Here is a 17,753-nt window from a genome sequence, read left to right on the forward strand (position 1 = left end):
GGTGGTCGTGCCGTCCGGAACGGAAGGCATCGGCGGAGTCTAAGCGAGCCCGCACCTGAGGAACAACGTCAAGCATGGCACCGGGGTTCCGCCCCCTGCGACTTCGCGCGCCGTCACGTTCCGAAGAGCCCCTGTTGCCCCGGTCCGCCCGAGGGGGGCTGCTGGGGCGGGGTGAGTCCCATGTGTTTCCAGGCGGCGGGGGTGGCGATCCGGCCGCGGGGGGTGCGGGCGAGGAGGCCCTCGCGGACCAGGAACGGCTCGGCCACCTCCTCGACGGTCTCGCGTTCCTCGCCGACGGCGACGGCCAGGGTGGACAGCCCCACCGGGCCGCCGCCGAAGAGCCTGAGCAGGGCGTCCAGCACCGCGCGGTCCAGCCGGTCCAGGCCCCGGTCGTCCACCTCGTAGACCGCCAGCGCCCGGGCGGCGACCTCCCGGGTGATCACGCCGTCCGCCCGGACCTGGGCGTAGTCGCGGACCCGGCGCAGCAGCCGGTTGGCGATGCGGGGGGTGCCGCGGGAGCGGCCGGCGATCTCGGCGGCGCCGGCGGCGTCGATCTCCACGTCCAGCAGCCGGGCGGAGCGGTGCACCACCTGTTCCAGCTCGCTCGGCTCGTAGAACTCCATGTGGGCGGTGAAGCCGAAGCGGTCGCGCAGCGGCGGCGGCAGCAGCCCGGCCCGGGTGGTGGCGCCGACCAGGGTGAACGGCGGCAGCTCCAGGGGAATGGCGGTGGCGCCGGGGCCCTTGCCGACGATGACGTCGACCCGGAAGTCCTCCATCGCCATGTAGAGCATCTCCTCGGCGGGCCGGGACATCCGGTGGATCTCGTCGAGGAAGAGCACCTCCCCCTCGGTGAGGGAGGAGAGGATCGCGGCCAGGTCTCCGGCGTGCTGGATGGCCGGGCCGGAGGTGATGCGGATGGGGGCGCCCATCTCCGCGGCGATGATCATGGACAGGGTGGTCTTGCCGAGGCCGGGGGCGCCGGAGAGCAGCACGTGGTCGGCGGTGCCGCCGCGGGCCCGGGCGGCGCGCAGCACCAGGTCGAGCTGTTCGCGGACCTTGCTCTGGCCGATGAACTCCCCCAGGTCCTTGGGGCGCAGGGCCGCCTCGACGGCGGTGTCCTCGGAGTCCGCGGAGGCGGCGACGAGACGTTCGGCGCCCTCGGTCGTGCCGGTGGGGCCGTACCCGTCCGCGTGGTGGTCCTCCCTGGTCACGCGGACCCCCTCCCGGTGCCGGCCGCCGGGGCGGGGAGCGGGGACGGCGCCTGCTCGGCGAGGGGGAGGGCGGGGAGCGGAGGGTACGGCGTCATGGTCGGTCTCTCGTCGGTCGTCTGGTCTGCGGCGGCAACGGGCGGAGGCATCGGGCGGAGGCCGTCTCAGCGCGCGCGGTTCAGGGTCTGCAGGGCGGCGCGCAGGAGCTGCGGCACCGGCGGCCGGCCGCCCTCCGCGAGGGCGGCCTCGGCCTGCGGGGTGACGGCCTCGACCGCCTCCTCGGCCTCGCGGGCGGCGTAGCCGAGGCCGACCAGGGCGGAGTGGAGCTGCTCGCGCCAGCCGGGCGCGGCGGCGGCCCCGCCCCGTCCGGCCGGCGCGGCGCCGGTGCCCACCGGTTCGCCGAGCCGGTCCTTGAGTTCCAGCAGGAGTTTCTGCGCGCCCTTCTTGCCGATGCCGGGGACGGCGGTGAGGGCCTTCTCGTCTCCGGTGGAGACGGCCGCCCGCAGCGCGTCGGGGCTGTGCACGGCGAGCATCGCCTGGGCGAGCCGCGGGCCGACCCCGCTGGCGGTCTGGAGCAGTTCGAAGACCTGCCGCTCGTCGTCGTCGGCGAAGCCGTACAGGGTGAGCGAGTCCTCGCGGACCACCAGCGAGGTGGCCAGCCGGGCGTGCCGGCCCACGCGGAGGTCGGCGAGGGTGCCGGGGGTGCAGTGGACGGCCATGCCGACACCGCCGACCTCGATCACGGCGGTGTCCGGCGAGAGGGCTGCGACCGGCCCGGATACGAAGGCGATCATCGGATGGTGCCCTTCGGGATGGGTGCTGCGGATGCCGGGGAGGTGCCGACGCGACGGGCGGCGAGGGCCTGGAGATGGGCCTGTCGGATCCGGTCCTGGGCGGGGGCGCGCCAGATGTGGCAGATGGCCAGTGCCAGGGCGTCGGCGGCGTCGGCCGGTTTGGGCGGGGCGTCCAGCCGCAGCAGTCGGGTCACCATGGCGCCCACCTGGGCCTTGCCCGCGCGCCCGCTGCCGGTGATGGCGGCCTTGACCTCGCTGGGGGTGTGGAGGGCGACGGGCAGCCCGCGCCGGGCCGCGCAGAGCATGGCGACCGCGCTGGCCTGCGCGGTTCCCATCACCGTGCGGACGTTGTGCTGGCTGAACACCCGCTCCACGGCGACGACGTCGGGGCGGTGCTCCTCCAGCCACTCCTCGACGCCGCGCTCGACGAGCACCAGGCGTTCGGCCACCTCGGCGTCGGCGGGGGTGCGGACGACGCCGACCCCGGCCATCCGCAACGGACGCCCCGGGGTTCCCTCCACCACGCCGATGCCGCAGCGGGTCAGGCCCGGGTCCACGCCGAGCACGCGCACGACGGCCCCCTCTCGTCCACCTCGTCGTTCGATCACCTGTTCCCGCAGGTTATCGGCCGCCACCGACAACGCCGCCGGGTGACACGGGAAGGGGCTGTGCCGAGCCGTTCGGAACCGGACGGATCAGGCGCCGACCTTCGCCATGATCTCGTCGGGCACGTCGAAGTTGGCGAAGACGTTCTGCACGTCGTCGCTGTCCTCCAAGGCGTCGATCAGCTTGAAGATCTTGCGCGCGCCCTCCTCGTCCAGCTCCACCTGCATGGTGGGCACGAAGTTGGCGTCCGCCGAGTCGTAGTCGATGCCCGCCTGCTGCAGGGCGGTGCGCACCGCCACCAGGTCGCCGGGCTCGCTGATGACCTCGAAGTTCTCGCCGAGGTCGTTGACCTCCTCGGCGCCCGCGTCCAGGACGGCGGCCAGCACGTCGTCCTCGGTCAGGTCGCCCTTGGGGACGATGACGACGCCCTTGCGGTTGAACAGGTACGACACCGAGCCCGGGTCGGCCATGGAGCCGCCGTTGCGGGTCATGGCCACGCGCACGTCGGAGGCGGCGCGGTTGCGGTTGTCGGTGAGGCACTCGATCAGGATCGCGACGCCGTTGGGGCCGTAGCCCTCGTACATGATCGTCTGGTAGTCGGCGCCGCCCGCCTCCAGACCGGCACCGCGCTTGACGGCGCGGTCGATGTTGTTGTTGGGGACCGAGCTCTTCTTCGCCTTCTGGATGGCGTCGTACAGCGTGGGGTTGCCGTCGGGGTCGGGGCCGCCGAGCCGGGCCGCGACCTCGATGTTCTTGATCAGCTTGGCGAAGAGCTTGCCGCGCTTGGCATCGATCACGGCCTTCTTGTGCTTGGTGGTTGCCCACTTAGAGTGGCCGGACACAGCCTCGCTCCTTCGATGTCACCAACGGGAAAATCAACGCGCCGATCCTACCGCCGTCTCACCGTGCCGACGCGCGCACCATCTCGACGAAGAGCCGGTGCACCCGGTGGTCGCCGGTGAGTTCGGGGTGGAAGGCGGTGGCCAGCAGTCGGCCCTGGCGCACGGCGACGGCGTGGCCGGCGTGGACCGCCAGCTCCTCCACCTCCGCGCCGGTGGACTCCACCCAGGGGGCGCGGATGAAGACGCCCTCGACCGGGCCGCCCTCGACGCCCGCCACCTCCACGGCCGCCTCGAAGGACTCGTTCTGCCGTCCGAAGGCGTTGCGGCGCACGATCATGTCGATGCCGCCGATGGTCTCCTGGCCGGCGCGAGGATCGAGGATCTTGTCCGCGAGCATGATCATGCCCGCACAGGACCCGTAGGCGGGCATGCCCGAGCGGACCCGCTCGCGCAGCGGCTCCATCAGCCCGAAGGCCGTGGCCAGCTTGGAGATGGTGGTGGACTCCCCGCCGGGGATCACCAGGCCGTCCACCTCGGCGAGCTCCTCGGGGCGGCGGACCGGACGGGCCTCGGCGCCGGCCGCGGTCAGCGCGGCGAGGTGCTCGCGCACGTCGCCCTGGAGGGCGAGGACCCCGACGGTGACGTCGGCGGTGCCTCCGGTGGTGGATGTGGTCACGGGTTCTACACCTTCCTGGACGTTCCGAATGTTCCCGGGCGTCCTTCCGGGCTCTCCGGTTGTTCCGACCGTTTCGGCCCCTCCGGAATTCCCGGACGCTCGGACGGCGCCGAACGGGCGGGGGCGGCCCGCGGTGCGCGGGCCGCCCGTCGTGGTCGTGGGGGTCGTGGTCACCAACCCCGGCCGGCGAAGCGCTCGGCCTCGGTCAGGGTGTCGCAGTTGATGCCGACCATGGCCTCGCCCAGGCCGCGGGAGACCTCCGCGATGACCTTGGGGTCGTCGTAGAAGGTGGTGGCCTTCACGATGGCGGCGGCGCGCTTGACCGGGTCGCCGGACTTGAAGATGCCCGAGCCGACGAAGACGCCCTCGGCGCCGAGCTGGCGCATCAGCGCGGCGTCGGCGGGGGTGGCCACACCGCCGGCGGAGAACAGCACGACCGGGAGCTTGCCCAGCTCGGCGACCTCCTTGACCAGCTCGTAGGGGGCGCGCAGCTCCTTGGCGGCGGCGTACAGCTCGTTGTTGTCCAGGCCCCTCAGGCGCGCGATCTCGCCCCGGATCTGGCGCAGGTGACGGACGGCCTCGACGACGTTGCCGGTGCCGGCCTCGCCCTTGGAGCGGATCATGGCCGCGCCCTCGGCGATCCGGCGCAGGGCCTCGCCCAGGTTGGTGGCGCCGCAGACGAAGGGGGTGGTGAACGCCCACTTGTCGCTGTGGTTGACCTCGTCGGCCGGGGTGAGGACCTCGGACTCGTCGATGTAGTCCACGCCGAGCGCCTGGAGCACCTGGGCCTCGACGAAGTGGCCGATGCGGGACTTGGCCATCACCGGGATGGAGACGGCGTTGATGATGCCCTCGATCATGTCGGGGTCGGACATGCGGGCGACGCCGCCGTCCTTGCGGATGTCGGCGGGCACCCGCTCCAGGGCCATGACCGCGACGGCGCCGGCGTCCTCGGCGATCTTCGCCTGCTCCGGGGTGACGACATCCATGATCACGCCGCCCTTGAGCTGCTCGGCCATGCCGCGCTTGACGCGCGCGGTGCCGGTCTCGGGCGTCGAGGCGGTGGCGGTTTCGGGCGTGCTGGGAGACGTGGTGGACAAGGTGTGACCTCACTCGACAGCGGTTGGACGGTGGACGGCGACGGACCGGTCGCGGGCGGCACCGAACGGCGACGGACGCGGGCACGGACGGTGTCCGCGCGGTGAAAACCGATGAGAACCGGCGAGACAATCGTAGGCCCGTTCGATCCGCTTCCGGAGCAACCGTCCGGTCCACTTCACAGTGATCCGTGCTACAGAACCGATGAAACGGGCCGACTGGCTTCCGCGCAAGGGCCAATCAGAAGTCAGTGGCCTTCACCAAGCGGGCCCGAGCGGTCCGCCAGGACGGCCGGTGGCTCGTCGTCCATCTCGAACGCCAAGGGGAAGGGCGCGTGCCCGGCCAGCCGGAACCAGCGCACCGTCCGGTGGCGGCGCAGGGCGCGGGCGGCCCGTACGGCGTCGTTGTGGAAGCGCCGGGCCATCGGCACCCGGCGCACCGCGGCGGCCAGTTCCTCGACGGACTCCTCGCCGCCCGGTGCCGCCCGCACGGCCTCCACCTGCGCGCTCTCGGCGAACACCGCCCGCAGTGCCTGGCTGAGCTCGCTCTCGGCGACCTCCCGCTGGTCCTCCTCGGCCTGCCGGGCGTCGTGGGCCGCCTGGTACAGGACGATCGACGCGGCCGGGTCGAGCACCCCCGAGGTGGCCATCTCCTGGGCGACGGAGGCGCGCCGCAGCAGCTGCGCGTCCAGGGCGGCACGGGCCGCGTCGATCCGGGTGTGCAGCCGGTCCAGGCGCCCGGCGGTCCAGCTCAGGTAGACGGCGGCCACCAGCAGCAGCGCCGCGATCCAGACGATCGTGGTGGTCACGGTCGGCCTCCCTCGGTCGCTCGGTCGCTCCGGCGGTCAGTCACGGGCCAGTCCGAGGCGGGCGCGGAGCCCGGTGCGCTCGTCCGGCGCGACCGCGGCGGCGCCGTCGGCGACGGTCTCGTAGACGGCGAGGATGTCGGCGCCGACGGTGGACCAGTCGAAGCGGCGGACGTGGCGGCTGCCGCGGTCGCGCAGCTCGGCACGGCGGGCCGGGTCGCCCAGCAGGCGCACCGCGGCGGCGGCCAGCGCGTCGGCGTCCTCGTTGGCGTACAGCTCCCCGGCCTCTCCCCCGTCCAGCACCTGGGCGAAGGCGTCCAGGTCGCTGGCGAGCACCGGGGCCCCCGCGGACATCGCCTCGACGAGGATGATGCCGAAGGACTCGCCGCCGGTGTTGGGGGCGACGTACAGGTCCACGCTGCGCAGCAGCCGCGCCTTGTCCTCGTCGCCGATCATGCCGAGGAACTCCACCTGCCCGCGCAGCTCGCGCGGGAGGCCGGCGACGGCCTCCGCCGCGTCCCCGCGCCCGGCCACCAGCAGCCGGGTGCCGGGGCGTTCGGCGAGGATGCGCGGCAGCGCCCTCATCAGCACGGGCAGCCCCTTGCGGGGCTCGTCGATGCGGCCTATGAAGCCGATCGTGTTCCCCTCCCCGCTCCCCTGCCACTCGGCCCTGGGCTCGGCGTCGGCGAAGAAGCCGACGTCCACCCCGTTGGGGATGACGACCGCGTCCCCGCCCAGGTGCTCCACCAGGGTGCGGCGGGCGTACTCGCTGACGGCGATCCGCGCGCTGATCTTCTCCAGCGCGGGCTGGAGGATCGGGTACGCGGCGATCATCGCCCGCGAGCGCGGGTTGGAGGTGTGGAAGGTGGCCACGATCGGCCCCTGCGCCGCCCAGCAGGCGAGCAGGGAGAGCGAGGGGGTGGCCGGCTCGTGGATGTGCAGGACGTCGAAGCCGCCCTCGTGCACCCAGCGGCGGACGCGCGCGGCGGACAGGAACCCGAAGTTCAGCCGGGCCACCGAGCCGTTGTAGGGGACGGGGACGGCCCGCCCGGCGGGGACGACGTACGGCGGCAGGGGCGTCTCCTCCTCGGCCGGGGCGAGGACGGACACCTCGTGTCCGAGGCCGATGAGGTGCCGGGCCAGGTCGCGGATGTGGAACTGGACGCCGCCGGGGACGTCCCAGGAGTACGGGCAGACGATGCCGATCCTCACCGCTTCTCCGTTTCCGGACTCGCCCCGTGACGCGTCCCGGCCCGCGGACTCAGGTCCGCCGACCACAGTCGTTGCAGCATGTGCCAGTCCTGGGGGTGCTCGGCGATGCCCGCGGCGAAGGCGTCGGCCACCGCCTGGGTCATGGCGGCGGCCTTCTCCCGCCGGTCGCCCTCGGCGGGCACCTCGACGGGTTCCAGGACGCGGCCCTTCATCACGGGCGAGGAGTCGAACCACAGGTGGGCCGGGAGCAGCACGGCCCCGGTCTGCAGGGCCAGCATGGCCGGACCCGCCGGCATCCGGGCCGGCTCGCCGAAGAACGTGACCTCCAGCCCGGAGGCGGACAGGTCGCGGTCGGCCACCAGGGCCACCAGGCCGCCCGCGCGCAGCCGCCGGGCCAGGGCGCCGAAGGCGGCGCCGCCGGTGTGCGGCAGGACCTCCATGCCCAGGCCCTCGCGGTAGGCGACGAAGCGGTCGTACAGGCTCTCGGGCTTCAGCCGCTCGGCGACGGTGGTGAACGGTATGCCCAGACCGGCGGTGAGGTAGGCGCCGGCCAGGTCCCAGTTGGCCATGTGGGGCAGGGCCAGCACCACGCCGCGGCCGGAGTCGAGGGCGTCGGTGAGCCGGTGCAGGTTCTCGACCTCGACGCTCTCCCGGATGCGCTCCGCGCTCCACACCGGCAGCCGGAAGGACTCCATCCAGTAGCGCAGGTAGGAGCGCATGCCCGCGCGGGACAGCTCCGCCAGCCGCTCGGGGCCGGCGTCGGGGACGACCCTGGCGTAGTTGGCCTCCAGGCGCCGCACCCCCTGGCCGCGGCGCCGCCAGGCGGCGTCGGCGACGGTGCGGCCCAGGGCCTCGGCGGCGGGTTCGGGGAGCCGCTTGACCACGCTCCAGCCGAGTCCGTACAGGCCGTCGGTCAACCGGTCCTTCACGACGATGCCTCGCTCCCCTGCCCGGCCGCGCCGGCCCCGTTCCCTCCGGACGCTCCGCCCTCCGCCGCCGCGGCGTCCGCCTCGGCGGCCTCGCGGCGCACGGTCACCATCCGCTGGAGGATCGTCACCAGGCTGCCCACGGCCACCACCCACAGGGCGACGGGCAGCAGGATCCCGATGTAGGGGACGCCGAAGGTCGTCTCGAACCCGGCGAGCCCGGCGCACACCAGGGTGATCACCAGCCGCTCGGCCCGCTCGACCAGGCCGTTGACGTTCACCGGCAGGCCGATGCTCTCGCCGCGCGCCTTGGTGTACGACACCACCTGGCCACTGGCCAGGCAGAAGATCGCCACCGCGCAGAGCACGGAGTCGCCGCCCCCGCCCGCGTACCACAGCGCGATGCCGCCGAAGACCGCCGCGTCGGCGATGCGGTCGAGGGTGGAGTCGAGGAAGGCGCCCCAGCGGCTGGACCGACCCGACTGGCGGGCCATGGTGCCGTCGACCAGGTCGGAGAAGACGAACAGGGTGATGACGACGGTGCCCCAGAAGAACTCGCCGCGGGGGAAGAAGGCCAGCGCCCCCGCCATGACGCCGCCGGTGCCGATGAGCGTGACCGTGTCGGGGCTGACCCCCAGCCGGAGGAGCAGAGCGGCGAACGGCGTGAGGACACGCGTGAAGAACGCACGCGCGTACTTGTTCAGCATGGCCTTCCCGGGGTCGAGGTGGGCCGGTGGTCAAGGGGCCATCGGCGCGCCCATCGTAGCCGGCCCCCGCCGTCCGGCCGCCAAGGCGTCGGGCGACCTCGGTCGTCCGCTCCCCGGCGCCGCCCCGGGACGGCGTCGATCTCGTCCCGTCTCGACCGTTACGACGCGACGCGCTCCGTGTGCGTCGAGTATCGCCATGCGCCCCGTATGGACGGACTCCGCTCCCGGTGGAAAGCTCGAAGACGGCGCATCGTCTGCGATCCACCATCCGACCCAGCGGTACCGACCCGGGAGGCGGGAGACATGGGCGACAGGACGAGCACACACACAGGGGCCGCGGGCAGGGCACCGGTGGCCGACCGTCCCGGTTCCATCCGGAACGTGGTCCTGGTCGGCCACAGCGGTTCGGGGAAGACGACGCTGGTGGACGCCCTGGCCCTGGCGTCGGGCGCGGTCAACCGCGCGGGACGGGTCGAGGACGGCGGCAGCCTGTCCGACTACGAGGAGATAGAGCACCGGCAGCAGCGCTCGGTGCAGCTGTCGCTGGTCCCCGTGGAGTGGGACGGCATCAAGATCAACCTGTTGGACACACCGGGCTACGCCGACTTCGTCGGGGAGCTGAGGGCCGGTCTGCGAGCCGCGGACGCGGCCCTCTTCGTCGTCTCGGCCGCCGACGCGATGAACGGCTCGACCCGGCTGGTGTGGGAGGAGTGCGCGGCGGTCGGCATGCCGCGCGCCCTGGTCATCACCCATTTGGAGGCGTCGCGGGCGGACTTCGACGAGATGACCGAGGTCTGCCGCCGGTTCTTCGGCCGGGACGACCCCGACGCCGTGCTCCCCCTGTACCTGCCCCTCCACGGGGAGGCGCGCAGCGACGGGCACGCGCCGGTCGCCGGGCTGGTCGGGCTGCTGACCGAGCGCGTCTTCGACTACTCCTCCGGCGAGCGCGTGGAACGCGCCCCGGACCCCGCGCACCGGCCGCTGATCGAGGAGGCCCGCAACCGGCTCATCGAGGGCATCATCGCCGAGAGCGAGGACGAGACCCTCATGGACCGCTACCTCGGCGGCGAGACCCTCGACGTCAAGACCCTGGTCCAGGACCTGGAGAAGGCCATCGCCCGCGGTTCCTTCCACCCCGTGCTGGCCGCCGCGCCCGCGCCGGAGGGCGCCCGGCAGGGGCTGGGCACGGTGGAGCTGCTGGACCTGATCACCCGCGCCTTCCCCGACCCCACCGAACGCGAGGCCCCGCCGGTCACCACCCCCGACGGCCGTCCCCGTCCCCCGCTGACCTGCGACCCCGACGGCCCGCTGGTGGCCGAGGTCGTCAAGACCTCCTCCGACCCCTACGTCGGCCGGATGTCGCTGGTGCGGGTCTTCTCCGGCACCCTGCGTCCGGACGCGGGCGTGCACGTCTGCGGCCACGGCACGGCGCGCCGCGGGGACCCCTCCGGGGACGGGCACGGCCCGTTGTCCGGGAGCTTCTCCGAGCAGCGGGAGGGCCACGAGGAGGACGAGCGCGTCGGCGCCCTGTCGTCCCCCTTCGGCAGGCAGCAGCGGCATCTGGCCAAGGCCATCGCGGGCGACCTGGCCTGCGTCGGCAAGCTCTCCCGGGCCGAGACCGGCGACACCCTCTCCGACCGGGACCAACCGCTGCTGATGGAGCCCTGGGTGATGCCCGACCCCCTGCTGCCGGTGGCCGTCGAGGCCCACGGCAGGGCGGACGAGGACCGGCTCTCCCACGGGCTGGCCCGGCTGGTCGCCGAGGACCCCACCCTGCGCCTGGAGCAGAACGCCGACACCCACCAGGTGGTGCTGTGGTGCATGGGCGAGGCGCACCGGGAGGTCACGCTGGAGCGGCTGCGCACCCGCTACGGCGTCCGGGTCGACGCCGTGCCCCACAAGGTGGCCCTGCGCGAGACCTTCGCCGAACCGGCCGGCGGGCGCGGACGGCACGTCAAGCAGTCCGGCGGCCACGGCCAGTACGCCATCTGCGAGATCACCGTGGAGCCCCTGCCGGTCGGTTCCGGCATCGAGTTCGTCGACCGGGTGGTGGGCGGCGCCGTGCCCCGTCAGTTCATCCCGTCGGTGGAGAAGGGCGTACGGGCCCAGGCCGCGCGGGGCGTGGCGACCGGGTACCCGCTGGTGGACGTCCGGGTCACCCTCGTCGACGGCAAGGCGCACTCGGTGGACTCCTCCGACGCCGCCTTCCAGACGGCGGGGGCGCTGGCCCTGCGCGAGGCGGCCTCCCAGGCGAGGATCCACCTGCTGGAACCGGTGGCCGAGGTGCGGGTGCTGGTGGCCGACGAGTACGTGGGCGCGGTGATGAGCGACCTGTCCGGACGGCGCGGCCGGGTGGTGGGCACCGAGCAGATCCCCGGCGGCAGCACCCTGGTCCGCGCGGAGGTCCCGGAGGCCGAACTCGACCGTTACACGGTGGACCTGCGGTCCCTCTCGCACGGCACGGGACGGTTCGCCCGCTCCTACCTGCGCCACGAGCCGGTGCCGCGACAGGTCGAGGGGAGGATGCGCGAACAGGCCGAAACCGGCGTGGCGTGACCCCGGGATGAGGATACGCTGAACGGCACGGCGACGGGCGCGGCGGCGCCGCAACAGGTGTGCGGGGGGCCGCCGTTGGGAACGGGTGGGAACGAGCCCGTCGTCGGACGGCGTGAACGGAGTGGGGGCACCATTGGCGGGGTTCGATGACCTCGAGGGCGCGTACGACTTCAGTCCCGGCGCGCAGGTCCCGTTGACCGGGGCCGGCAGTGGACAGACCGCGGCCACCCATGCGCTCGCCTCGGCCGCCTACCGCGACGGTCCCGTGACGGACCTGATCGCGGCGAACGGCGACGCCAAGGTCTCGGCGCCCAGGTTCTCGCTCTTCGAGCCGAACCTGGGCGAGGCGTTCGCCCGCGCGGTCCAGGTCCGGATGCTGGGCGGCGCCCGCAAGCCGCTGATCCAGTCCTTCGGCTGCGAGCCGCAGACCGTGGTCGAGCACTGCCTGGCGGCCAACCGCATCCGCCGGCAGCGCGACGCCCGGCTCACCGTCGTGATGGTGCTCTTCGGGCTGCTCTTCCTGCCCGGGGTCCTGCTGTGGCTGGGCGGTTTCCAGTTGCGGCGGACGCTGGCGGGCGCGCAGGACAAGAGGGCCGGGGCGCTGGGCGGGGTCGTGCTGGCCGCGCTCGGCGTGCTCGCGGTGGTCTTCGTGATCCAGTTGCCGTTCACCGGTTTCTGGGGGATCTACCTGCGCGTGATGCTGGTCGCCCCGGTCGTCGGCTGGCTGTGGGCGAAGCAGATCTGCGAGCGCTACGCCAAGGACCTGCGGTCGCGCTGGGAGGGGCTGCTCTCGGGCGGTGGAGTCGGCGCCAAGATCCCCGAGGCCGTGCCGCACGCCCCCGGTGACGCGGAGGCCGAGAACATCCGGCTGAACCTGGCCAAGCTGACGGCCGAGCAGCGCAGCAACCTCGTCTTCTACGCGGGCTCCAAGGGCATCCTGGGCATGGGCACCCGCTGGGGCAGCTGGCAGCTCGCCGAGGAGCTGGTGCCCGCCACCCCGGGCACCGAGATCAACCCCTTCCGCAGCTGGGACGTCGTCCGCGCCATCCACGACCGGCTGCGGATGCTGGAGCGCGGTCCGCTGCACACCGGCGGCTTCCCGACCCCCTCGATCAGGCACTGGGTCGTCGCCCCGGTCGGGGAGGGCGCCTCGGAGGTGGCCCGGCCCGACGGCCAGGAGGTCGAGGCGTACCGGATCAAGGACTTCGAGGTCCAGCGGATCTGCAACGAGCAGCAGTTCGACAGCGGGAACCGTCACTACCTGGGCGTCCAGTTCGTCCTGTGGGACGGCCAGCTGGTGATCACCATGCTGGTCAACGTGACCGTCCTCCACCACACCCTGCGCATCGAGGTCACCGGCCACGCGCTGGGGCCGGTGCACCCGCTGTTCACCACCAAGCCGTCCCCGAAGACCAAGACGGTCTCCAAGTCCGTCAGGTTCTGGGAGACCAAGGACGTCACGCTGCCCCTGATCGACACCCCCGAGGTGGTCCGGCTGGCGGCCCGCGCCCCTCTGACGTGGTTCCCGCCGGTGCTGGACTTCCTGGGCGGCAAGCTGACCCTTCCCGAGCCCTTCGGACTGCGGCACGTGTGGGCCGACAAGCCGTGGCGCCACCGCTTCATGGCCGACGACATCCTGCGCACGGCCACCCCGGTGCTGCGGGTGGTGCACGCGGCGACCCTGAAGGTGCTGGCGGACAACGGCGTGGACACCGAGAAGTTCGGCGCCCGCTCGGGCGTCCTCAGCGGCCAGGTGCAGGCCGCCGAGCCGGGCCGGGCGGACGTGTACAACGCCTGAGCACGGCGCCCGGAACCGTTCCGGCCCTCCGCGTGCGGCGGAGGGCCGGCGGCGTTACGTGCGGGGGTGGAGCGGACGGGGCGGACGGCTCAGGAGGCGGGCCAGACCTCGGCGAGCATCCTGCGGGTGTCGGCCAGCAGCTGCGGCAGCACCTTGGTGTGGCCCACCACCGGCATGAAGTTGGTGTCGCCTCCCCAGCGGGGCACGATGTGCTGGTGCAGGTGGGCGGCGATGCCCGCGCCCGCGACGGCGCCCTGGTTCATGCCGATGTTGAACCCCTGCGCCCCGGAGGCGGCGCGCAGCGCCTTCATCGCCCGCTTGGTGTAGTCGGCCAGCTCCGCCGTCTCCTCGTCGGTGAGGTCGGTGTAGTCGGCGACGTGCCGGAAGGGCACGACCATGAGGTGGCCGCCGTTGTACGGATAGAGGTTGAGCACCGCGTACACCCGCTCGCCGCGGGCGACCACCAGTCCGTCCTCGTCGGACTTGTCCGGGATCGTGCAGAACGGGCAGCCGTCACCGGCCCCCGGGCCGCTCGGCTTGTTCTCCCCCTGGATGTAGGCCATCCGGTGGGGCGTCCACAGGCGCTGGAAGGCGTCCGGCGACCCCACTCCGATCTGCTGTTCCGGCTCGCTGCTCATGCGGGCCAGCATAGGACTTCGCCGGCCCCGGACGTGCCTTCGGGGCGGGGCAGGACGGAGGCCCCGGAGCGCCGGCGCTCCGGGGCCTCCCGCGTCGCGGGGCCCGCGACGGCCCGGGGATCACACCTGGGTGCGGGCCTCGACGGCCTTGACCATCTCCGCGATGGCCTCCTCGCGCGGCACGCCGTTCTTCTGGGAGCCGTCGCGGTAGCGGAAGCTCACCGCACCGGCCGCCATGTCCTCGTCGCCGGCGATGATCATGAACGGCACCTTGCTCTTCTGCGCGTTCCTGATCTTCTTCTGCATCCGGTCCGCGGAGGAGTCCACCTCCATCCGCAGTCCGGCCGCCTTCGCCTCGGCGGCGAACTCCTCCAGGTAGGGCACGTGGGTGTCCCCGATCGGGATGCCGACCGCCTGCACCGGGGCCAGCCAGGCCGGGAAGGCGCCCGCGTAGTGCTCCAGCAGGACGGCGAAGAACCGCTCGATGGAGCCGAACAGTGCCCGGTGGATCATCACCGGCCGCTGCCGGGAGCCGTCGGCCGCGGTGTACTCCAGCTCGAACCGCTTGGGCTGCTGGAAGTCCACCTGGATCGTGGACATCTGCCAGGTGCGGCCGATGGCGTCACGGGCCTGGACGGAGATCTTGGGCCCGTAGTAGGCCGCGCCGCCCGGGTCCATCACCAGTTCCAGGCCCTGCTTGCCGGCGGCCTGCCGCAGCGCCTCGGTGGCCTCCTCCCACTCCTCCGGCTCGCCGATGAACTTCTCGGAGTCGTCGCGGGTGGACAGCTCCAGGTAGAAGTCGCTCAGGCCGTAGTCGCGGAGCAGGTCCAGCACGAAGGTGAGCAGGCCGTCCAGCTCGTCGGGCATCTGCTCCTTGGTGCAGTAGATGTGCGAGTCGTCCTGGGTGAAGCCGCGGGTGCGGGTCAGGCCGTGCACCACGCCGGACTTCTCGTAGCGGTAGACCGTGCCGAACTCGAACAGCCGCAGGGGCAGCTCCCGGTAGGACCGTCCGCGCGCCCTGAAGATCAGGTTGTGCATCGGGCAGTTCATGGCCTTGAGGCGGTAGTTCTGCCCCTCGAACTCCAGCGGCGGGAACATCCCCTCGGCGTAGTTCGGCAGGTGCCCGGAGATCTCGAAGAGCCTCTCCTTGGAGATGTGCGGGGTGTTGACGAACTCGTACCCCGCCTCCTCGTGGCGCCTGCGGGAGTAGTCCTCCATCACCCGGCGGACGGTGCCGCCCTTGGGGTGGAAGACGGCCAGGCCCGAGCCCAGCTCCTCGGGGATGGAGAACAGGTCCAGCTCCACGCCGAGCCTGCGGTGGTCGCGCTTCTCGGCCTCGGCCAGCAGTTCCAGGTACGCCTTGAGCTCGTCCTTCGACGGCCAGGCGGTGCCGTAGATCCGCTGGAGCTGGGGGTTCTTCTCACTGCCGCGCCAGTACGCGGCGGCCGACCGCATCAGCTTGAAGGCCGGGATGGTGCGGGTGGTCGGCAGGTGCGGGCCGCGGCACAGGTCCTTCCAGCACAGCTCGCCCGTCTTGGCGTCGAGGTTGTCGTAGATGGTCAGCTCGCCCGCGCCGACCTCCGCGGAGGCGCCCTCGGCGGCCTCGGCGGCGTTCCCCTTGAGCCCGATCAGCTCCAGCTTGTAGGGCTCGCCGGCCAGCTCCTCGCGGGCCTCCTCGTCGCTGGTCACCCGGCGGGAGAAGCGCTGGCCGCGCTTGACGATCTCCTGCATCCGCTTCTCGATGCGCTTGAGGTCGTCCGGGGTGAACGGCTCGGGGACGTCGAAGTCGTAGTAGAAGCCGTCCCGGATGGGCGGGCCGATGCCGAGCTTGGCCTCCGGGAAGAGGTCCTGCACGGCCTGGGCCATCACGTGCGCGGTGGAGTGCCGCAGGATGTCCAGACCGTCGGGGCTGGAGATCTCCACCGGCTCGACCACGTCGCCGTCGGCGAGTTCGTGGGCCAGGTCCTTGAGCTGCCCGCCGACGCGCGCGGCGACGATCGAGCGGTCGCCGTCGAAGAGGTCGGCGGCCGTGGTGCCCGTGGTCACCACGCGCTCTTCCCGCTCGGAATCGCGTTGGATGATCACACGGACGTCCGTCACCGGTCTCTCCTGACTGCTCTTCTGTCTCGGTGCGCGTCAGCGATCGCTGCGCACCGTGAATCGTACCGATCCCGGTGCCCGGACCGCGAAACGGTTGTGCGGCCGGCGCCGGAGGGGCGGGGTTGGCCACGCGCCGGGTGCGGTATCAGCGGGGCGACGCCCGCGACCGGCGCGGCGCCGGAACGGACGCCCGGATGAGCACGGAGGGGAAACGGGACATGACGGTGTGGTACGAGGGGCCGCTCGCCGCCTTCGACACCGAGACCACGGGGGTGGACCCGGAGCGGGACCGGATCGTCTCGGCCGCGCTGGTGGTGCAGGACGCCCCGGGCGCGCCGGTACGGGCCACGCGCTGGCTGGTCGATCCGGGCGTGCCCGTGCCGGAGGCCGCCACCGCGGTGCACGGGCTGACCGGGGAGCACCTGCGCGGACACGGCCGCCGCCCGGTGGAGGTGCTGGAGGAGATCACCCGGGCCCTGGCCGCGCGGAGGGCCGCCGGGACGCCGCTGGTGGTGATGAACGCGCCGTTCGACCTGACACTGCTGGACCGGGAGTTGCGGCGGCACCGCGGCACCTCGCTGGAGCGCTCCACGGGGTCCGCGCCGCTGTGCGTGCTCGACCCGAGGGTGTTGGACAAGCACCTGGACCGCTACCGCAAGGGCCGCCGGACGCTGACCGACCTGTGCGGGCACTACGGCGTGGAGTTGGACGGGGCCCACGACGCCGCGGCCGACGCCACGGCGGCGCTGGAGGTCGTGCGGGAGATGGGCCGCCGTTTCGCGCCGCGGCTGTCGTCGCTGTCCCCGGCCGAGCTGCACACCCTGCAGGCGGTCTGGCACGCGGCACAGGCGCGGGGGCTCCAGGCGTGGTTCGCGCGCAACGGATCGGACGAGGCGGTCGATCCCGCGTGGCCGCTGCGGCCCCGGGTCCCGGCCACGGCCTGAGGGCGGAGGCGCACACGCGCGAGGCCGGTTCCGTCGGTTGGACGGAACCGGCCTCGTCGGACGGTGGGCGATACTGGGATCGAACCAGTGACCTCTTCGGTGTGAACGAAGCGCTCTCCCGCTGAGCTAATCGCCCCGGTGTCGTGCCCTCGGCACGACGAGAACCATACAGGGCGGCCGGGCGTTCATCCAAACCGCTTGCCCCGCGCGGCACTCATCCCGGCCGGCCGGCGGCCCGGCGCCCTTCTCTCCCCTCCCCCAGCCGGCGGCGGAGTCCGCGGTGCCCGGCGCGCATCATCAGGGCGTGGTTGGCCCTGAACAGGGGGCGCCCCGGCACCGCCAGCAGCCGCAGCAGGGGCCTGCGGACCTCCACCTCCTGCTCGAAGAGGGCCCGGGTGCCGCCGTCACCGCCGTCGCCGCCGCCGTCCGCGCCGGCGCGCGGCGTCAGCCGCCAGCGGGCCCAGCCGTCCAGGTCCCCGGTCATGGCGATCTGCAGGACGCGGGCGGCGGGATCGCCGTGCGTCCGCCGGACGGTGACGCGCAGGTCGTACGGCAGGAGGGACCGGAAGCGGGCGGTGCCGGTGTCCGCGCCGCCCTCCCCGCCGTCCCACCGTCGGGCCTCGCGCACCTGCGGCCACCAGGCGGGGTACTCCTCGGCCCGTTCCAGGACGGCGTAGACGGCGTCCGGCGGCGCGTCCAGCTCCCACACGCTGCGGAAGCGGTAGTGGTTCAGTCCCACGGTGACCGTCCCTCTCCCGGACGCGCGTCGCACTCCGCGCGCCGAACGTCCTCCGTCCCACTGCTGCCCCGGCCGCGGTCGGCCATGCGCGGCCGGGGCGACGG

The 17,753-nt window shown here is 73.1% G+C and carries 16 protein-coding genes and 1 tRNA gene; 3 read left to right on the plus strand and 14 right to left on the minus strand.

The features are described from left to right. Positions 1–113: 113 nt before the first annotated feature. The 10 genes from ruvB to pgsA all read right to left on the minus strand — a co-directional run bounded on the left by ruvB (position 114) and on the right by pgsA (position 8,874). Positions 114–1,211: a Holliday junction branch migration DNA helicase RuvB gene (gene ruvB / locus ABD335_RS10260; protein WP_344321863.1), complete on the minus strand. Its 1,098-nt coding sequence runs from the start codon at positions 1,209–1,211 to the stop codon at positions 114–116. Between the two features lie 161 nt (positions 1,212–1,372). Beyond that, the gene (gene ruvA / locus ABD335_RS10265) at positions 1,373–2,002 is read right to left on the minus strand and encodes a Holliday junction branch migration protein RuvA (RefSeq protein ID WP_344321864.1); all 630 of its coding nucleotides are present in this window, start codon (positions 2,000–2,002) and stop codon (positions 1,373–1,375) included. Continuing rightward, a complete protein-coding gene (ruvC, locus tag ABD335_RS10270; protein ID WP_344321865.1) occupies positions 1,999–2,574 on the minus strand; it encodes a crossover junction endodeoxyribonuclease RuvC in 576 nt (191 codons plus the stop codon). Before ruvC ends, ruvA begins: the two co-directional genes overlap by 4 nt. A 123-nt stretch (positions 2,575–2,697) precedes the next feature. Then, positions 2,698–3,450 carry a YebC/PmpR family DNA-binding transcriptional regulator gene (locus tag ABD335_RS10275; RefSeq protein WP_344321866.1) on the minus strand — a complete coding sequence of 251 codons (753 nt, stop codon included), beginning with the start codon at positions 3,448–3,450 and terminating at the stop codon, positions 2,698–2,700. A 58-nt stretch (positions 3,451–3,508) separates the two neighbouring features. Further along, positions 3,509–4,126 carry a pyridoxal 5'-phosphate synthase glutaminase subunit PdxT gene (gene pdxT, locus ABD335_RS10280; protein ID WP_344321867.1) on the minus strand — a complete coding sequence of 206 codons (618 nt, stop codon included), beginning with the start codon at positions 4,124–4,126 and terminating at the stop codon, positions 3,509–3,511. A gap of 170 nt (positions 4,127–4,296) precedes the next feature. Then, the gene (gene pdxS, locus ABD335_RS10285) at positions 4,297–5,226 is read right to left on the minus strand and encodes a pyridoxal 5'-phosphate synthase lyase subunit PdxS (RefSeq protein ID WP_344321868.1); all 930 of its coding nucleotides are present in this window, start codon (positions 5,224–5,226) and stop codon (positions 4,297–4,299) included. 245 nt (positions 5,227–5,471) lie between these two features. Beyond that, entirely contained in the window at positions 5,472–6,032 is a 561-nt protein-coding gene (locus ABD335_RS10290) for a LemA family protein (protein ID WP_344321869.1), read from the minus strand. A gap of 36 nt (positions 6,033–6,068) precedes the next feature. Beyond that, a complete protein-coding gene (locus ABD335_RS10295; RefSeq protein WP_344321871.1) occupies positions 6,069–7,241 on the minus strand; it encodes a glycosyltransferase family 4 protein in 1,173 nt (390 codons plus the stop codon). Next, complete coding sequence (locus tag ABD335_RS10300; RefSeq protein ID WP_425583592.1) at positions 7,238–8,170, minus strand: phosphatidylinositol mannoside acyltransferase; 933 nt, start codon at positions 8,168–8,170, stop codon at positions 7,238–7,240. The genes ABD335_RS10295 and ABD335_RS10300 overlap by 4 nt, the downstream gene beginning before the upstream one ends. Then, positions 8,167–8,874: a phosphatidylinositol phosphate synthase gene (gene pgsA / locus ABD335_RS10305; protein WP_344321872.1), complete on the minus strand. Its 708-nt coding sequence runs from the start codon at positions 8,872–8,874 to the stop codon at positions 8,167–8,169. Before pgsA ends, ABD335_RS10300 begins: the two co-directional genes overlap by 4 nt. 303 nt (positions 8,875–9,177) lie before the next feature. Here pgsA and ABD335_RS10310 point away from each other — a divergent pair, with 303 nt between their 5' ends. Together ABD335_RS10310 and ABD335_RS10315 are read left to right on the plus strand one after the other, a co-directional pair. Beyond that, positions 9,178–11,430 (plus strand): elongation factor G-like protein EF-G2, encoded by a 2,253-nt coding sequence (locus ABD335_RS10310; RefSeq protein WP_344321873.1) that lies wholly within the window; start codon positions 9,178–9,180, stop codon positions 11,428–11,430. Positions 11,431–11,563: 133 nt separating this feature from the next. Next, complete coding sequence (locus ABD335_RS10315; RefSeq protein ID WP_344321874.1) at positions 11,564–13,228, plus strand: hypothetical protein; 1,665 nt, start codon at positions 11,564–11,566, stop codon at positions 13,226–13,228. Positions 13,229–13,317: 89 nt separating this feature from the next. On the opposite strand, the gene ABD335_RS10320 is transcribed toward ABD335_RS10315, so the two are convergent. Together ABD335_RS10320 and thrS are read right to left on the minus strand one after the other, a co-directional pair. Then, positions 13,318–13,878: an HIT family protein gene (locus ABD335_RS10320; protein ID WP_344321875.1), complete on the minus strand. Its 561-nt coding sequence runs from the start codon at positions 13,876–13,878 to the stop codon at positions 13,318–13,320. A 108-nt stretch (positions 13,879–13,986) separates the two neighbouring features. Beyond that, positions 13,987–15,966 (minus strand): threonine--tRNA ligase, encoded by a 1,980-nt coding sequence (gene thrS / locus ABD335_RS10325; RefSeq protein WP_344321876.1) that lies wholly within the window; start codon positions 15,964–15,966, stop codon positions 13,987–13,989. 218 nt (positions 15,967–16,184) lie between these two features. On the opposite strand from thrS, the gene ABD335_RS10330 reads away from it, so the two are divergent. Further along, complete coding sequence (locus ABD335_RS10330; protein WP_344322124.1) at positions 16,185–16,910, plus strand: 3'-5' exonuclease; 726 nt, start codon at positions 16,185–16,187, stop codon at positions 16,908–16,910. Between the two features lie 64 nt (positions 16,911–16,974). Here the strand turns inward: ABD335_RS10330 and ABD335_RS10335 are convergent. Together ABD335_RS10335 and ABD335_RS10340 are read right to left on the minus strand one after the other, a co-directional pair. Beyond that, positions 16,975–17,046, minus strand: a tRNA-Val gene (locus tag ABD335_RS10335). Between the two features lie 78 nt (positions 17,047–17,124). Next, on the minus strand, positions 17,125–17,649 hold the full coding sequence (locus ABD335_RS10340; RefSeq protein ID WP_344321878.1) for an SRPBCC family protein: 525 nt from the start codon (positions 17,647–17,649) through the stop codon (positions 17,125–17,127). Between the last annotated feature and the right edge of the window lie 104 nt (positions 17,650–17,753).

Source organism: Streptomyces macrosporus (assembly GCF_039533145.1).
GTDB classification, from domain to species: Bacteria; Actinomycetota; Actinomycetes; order Streptomycetales; family Streptomycetaceae; genus Streptomyces; species Streptomyces macrosporus.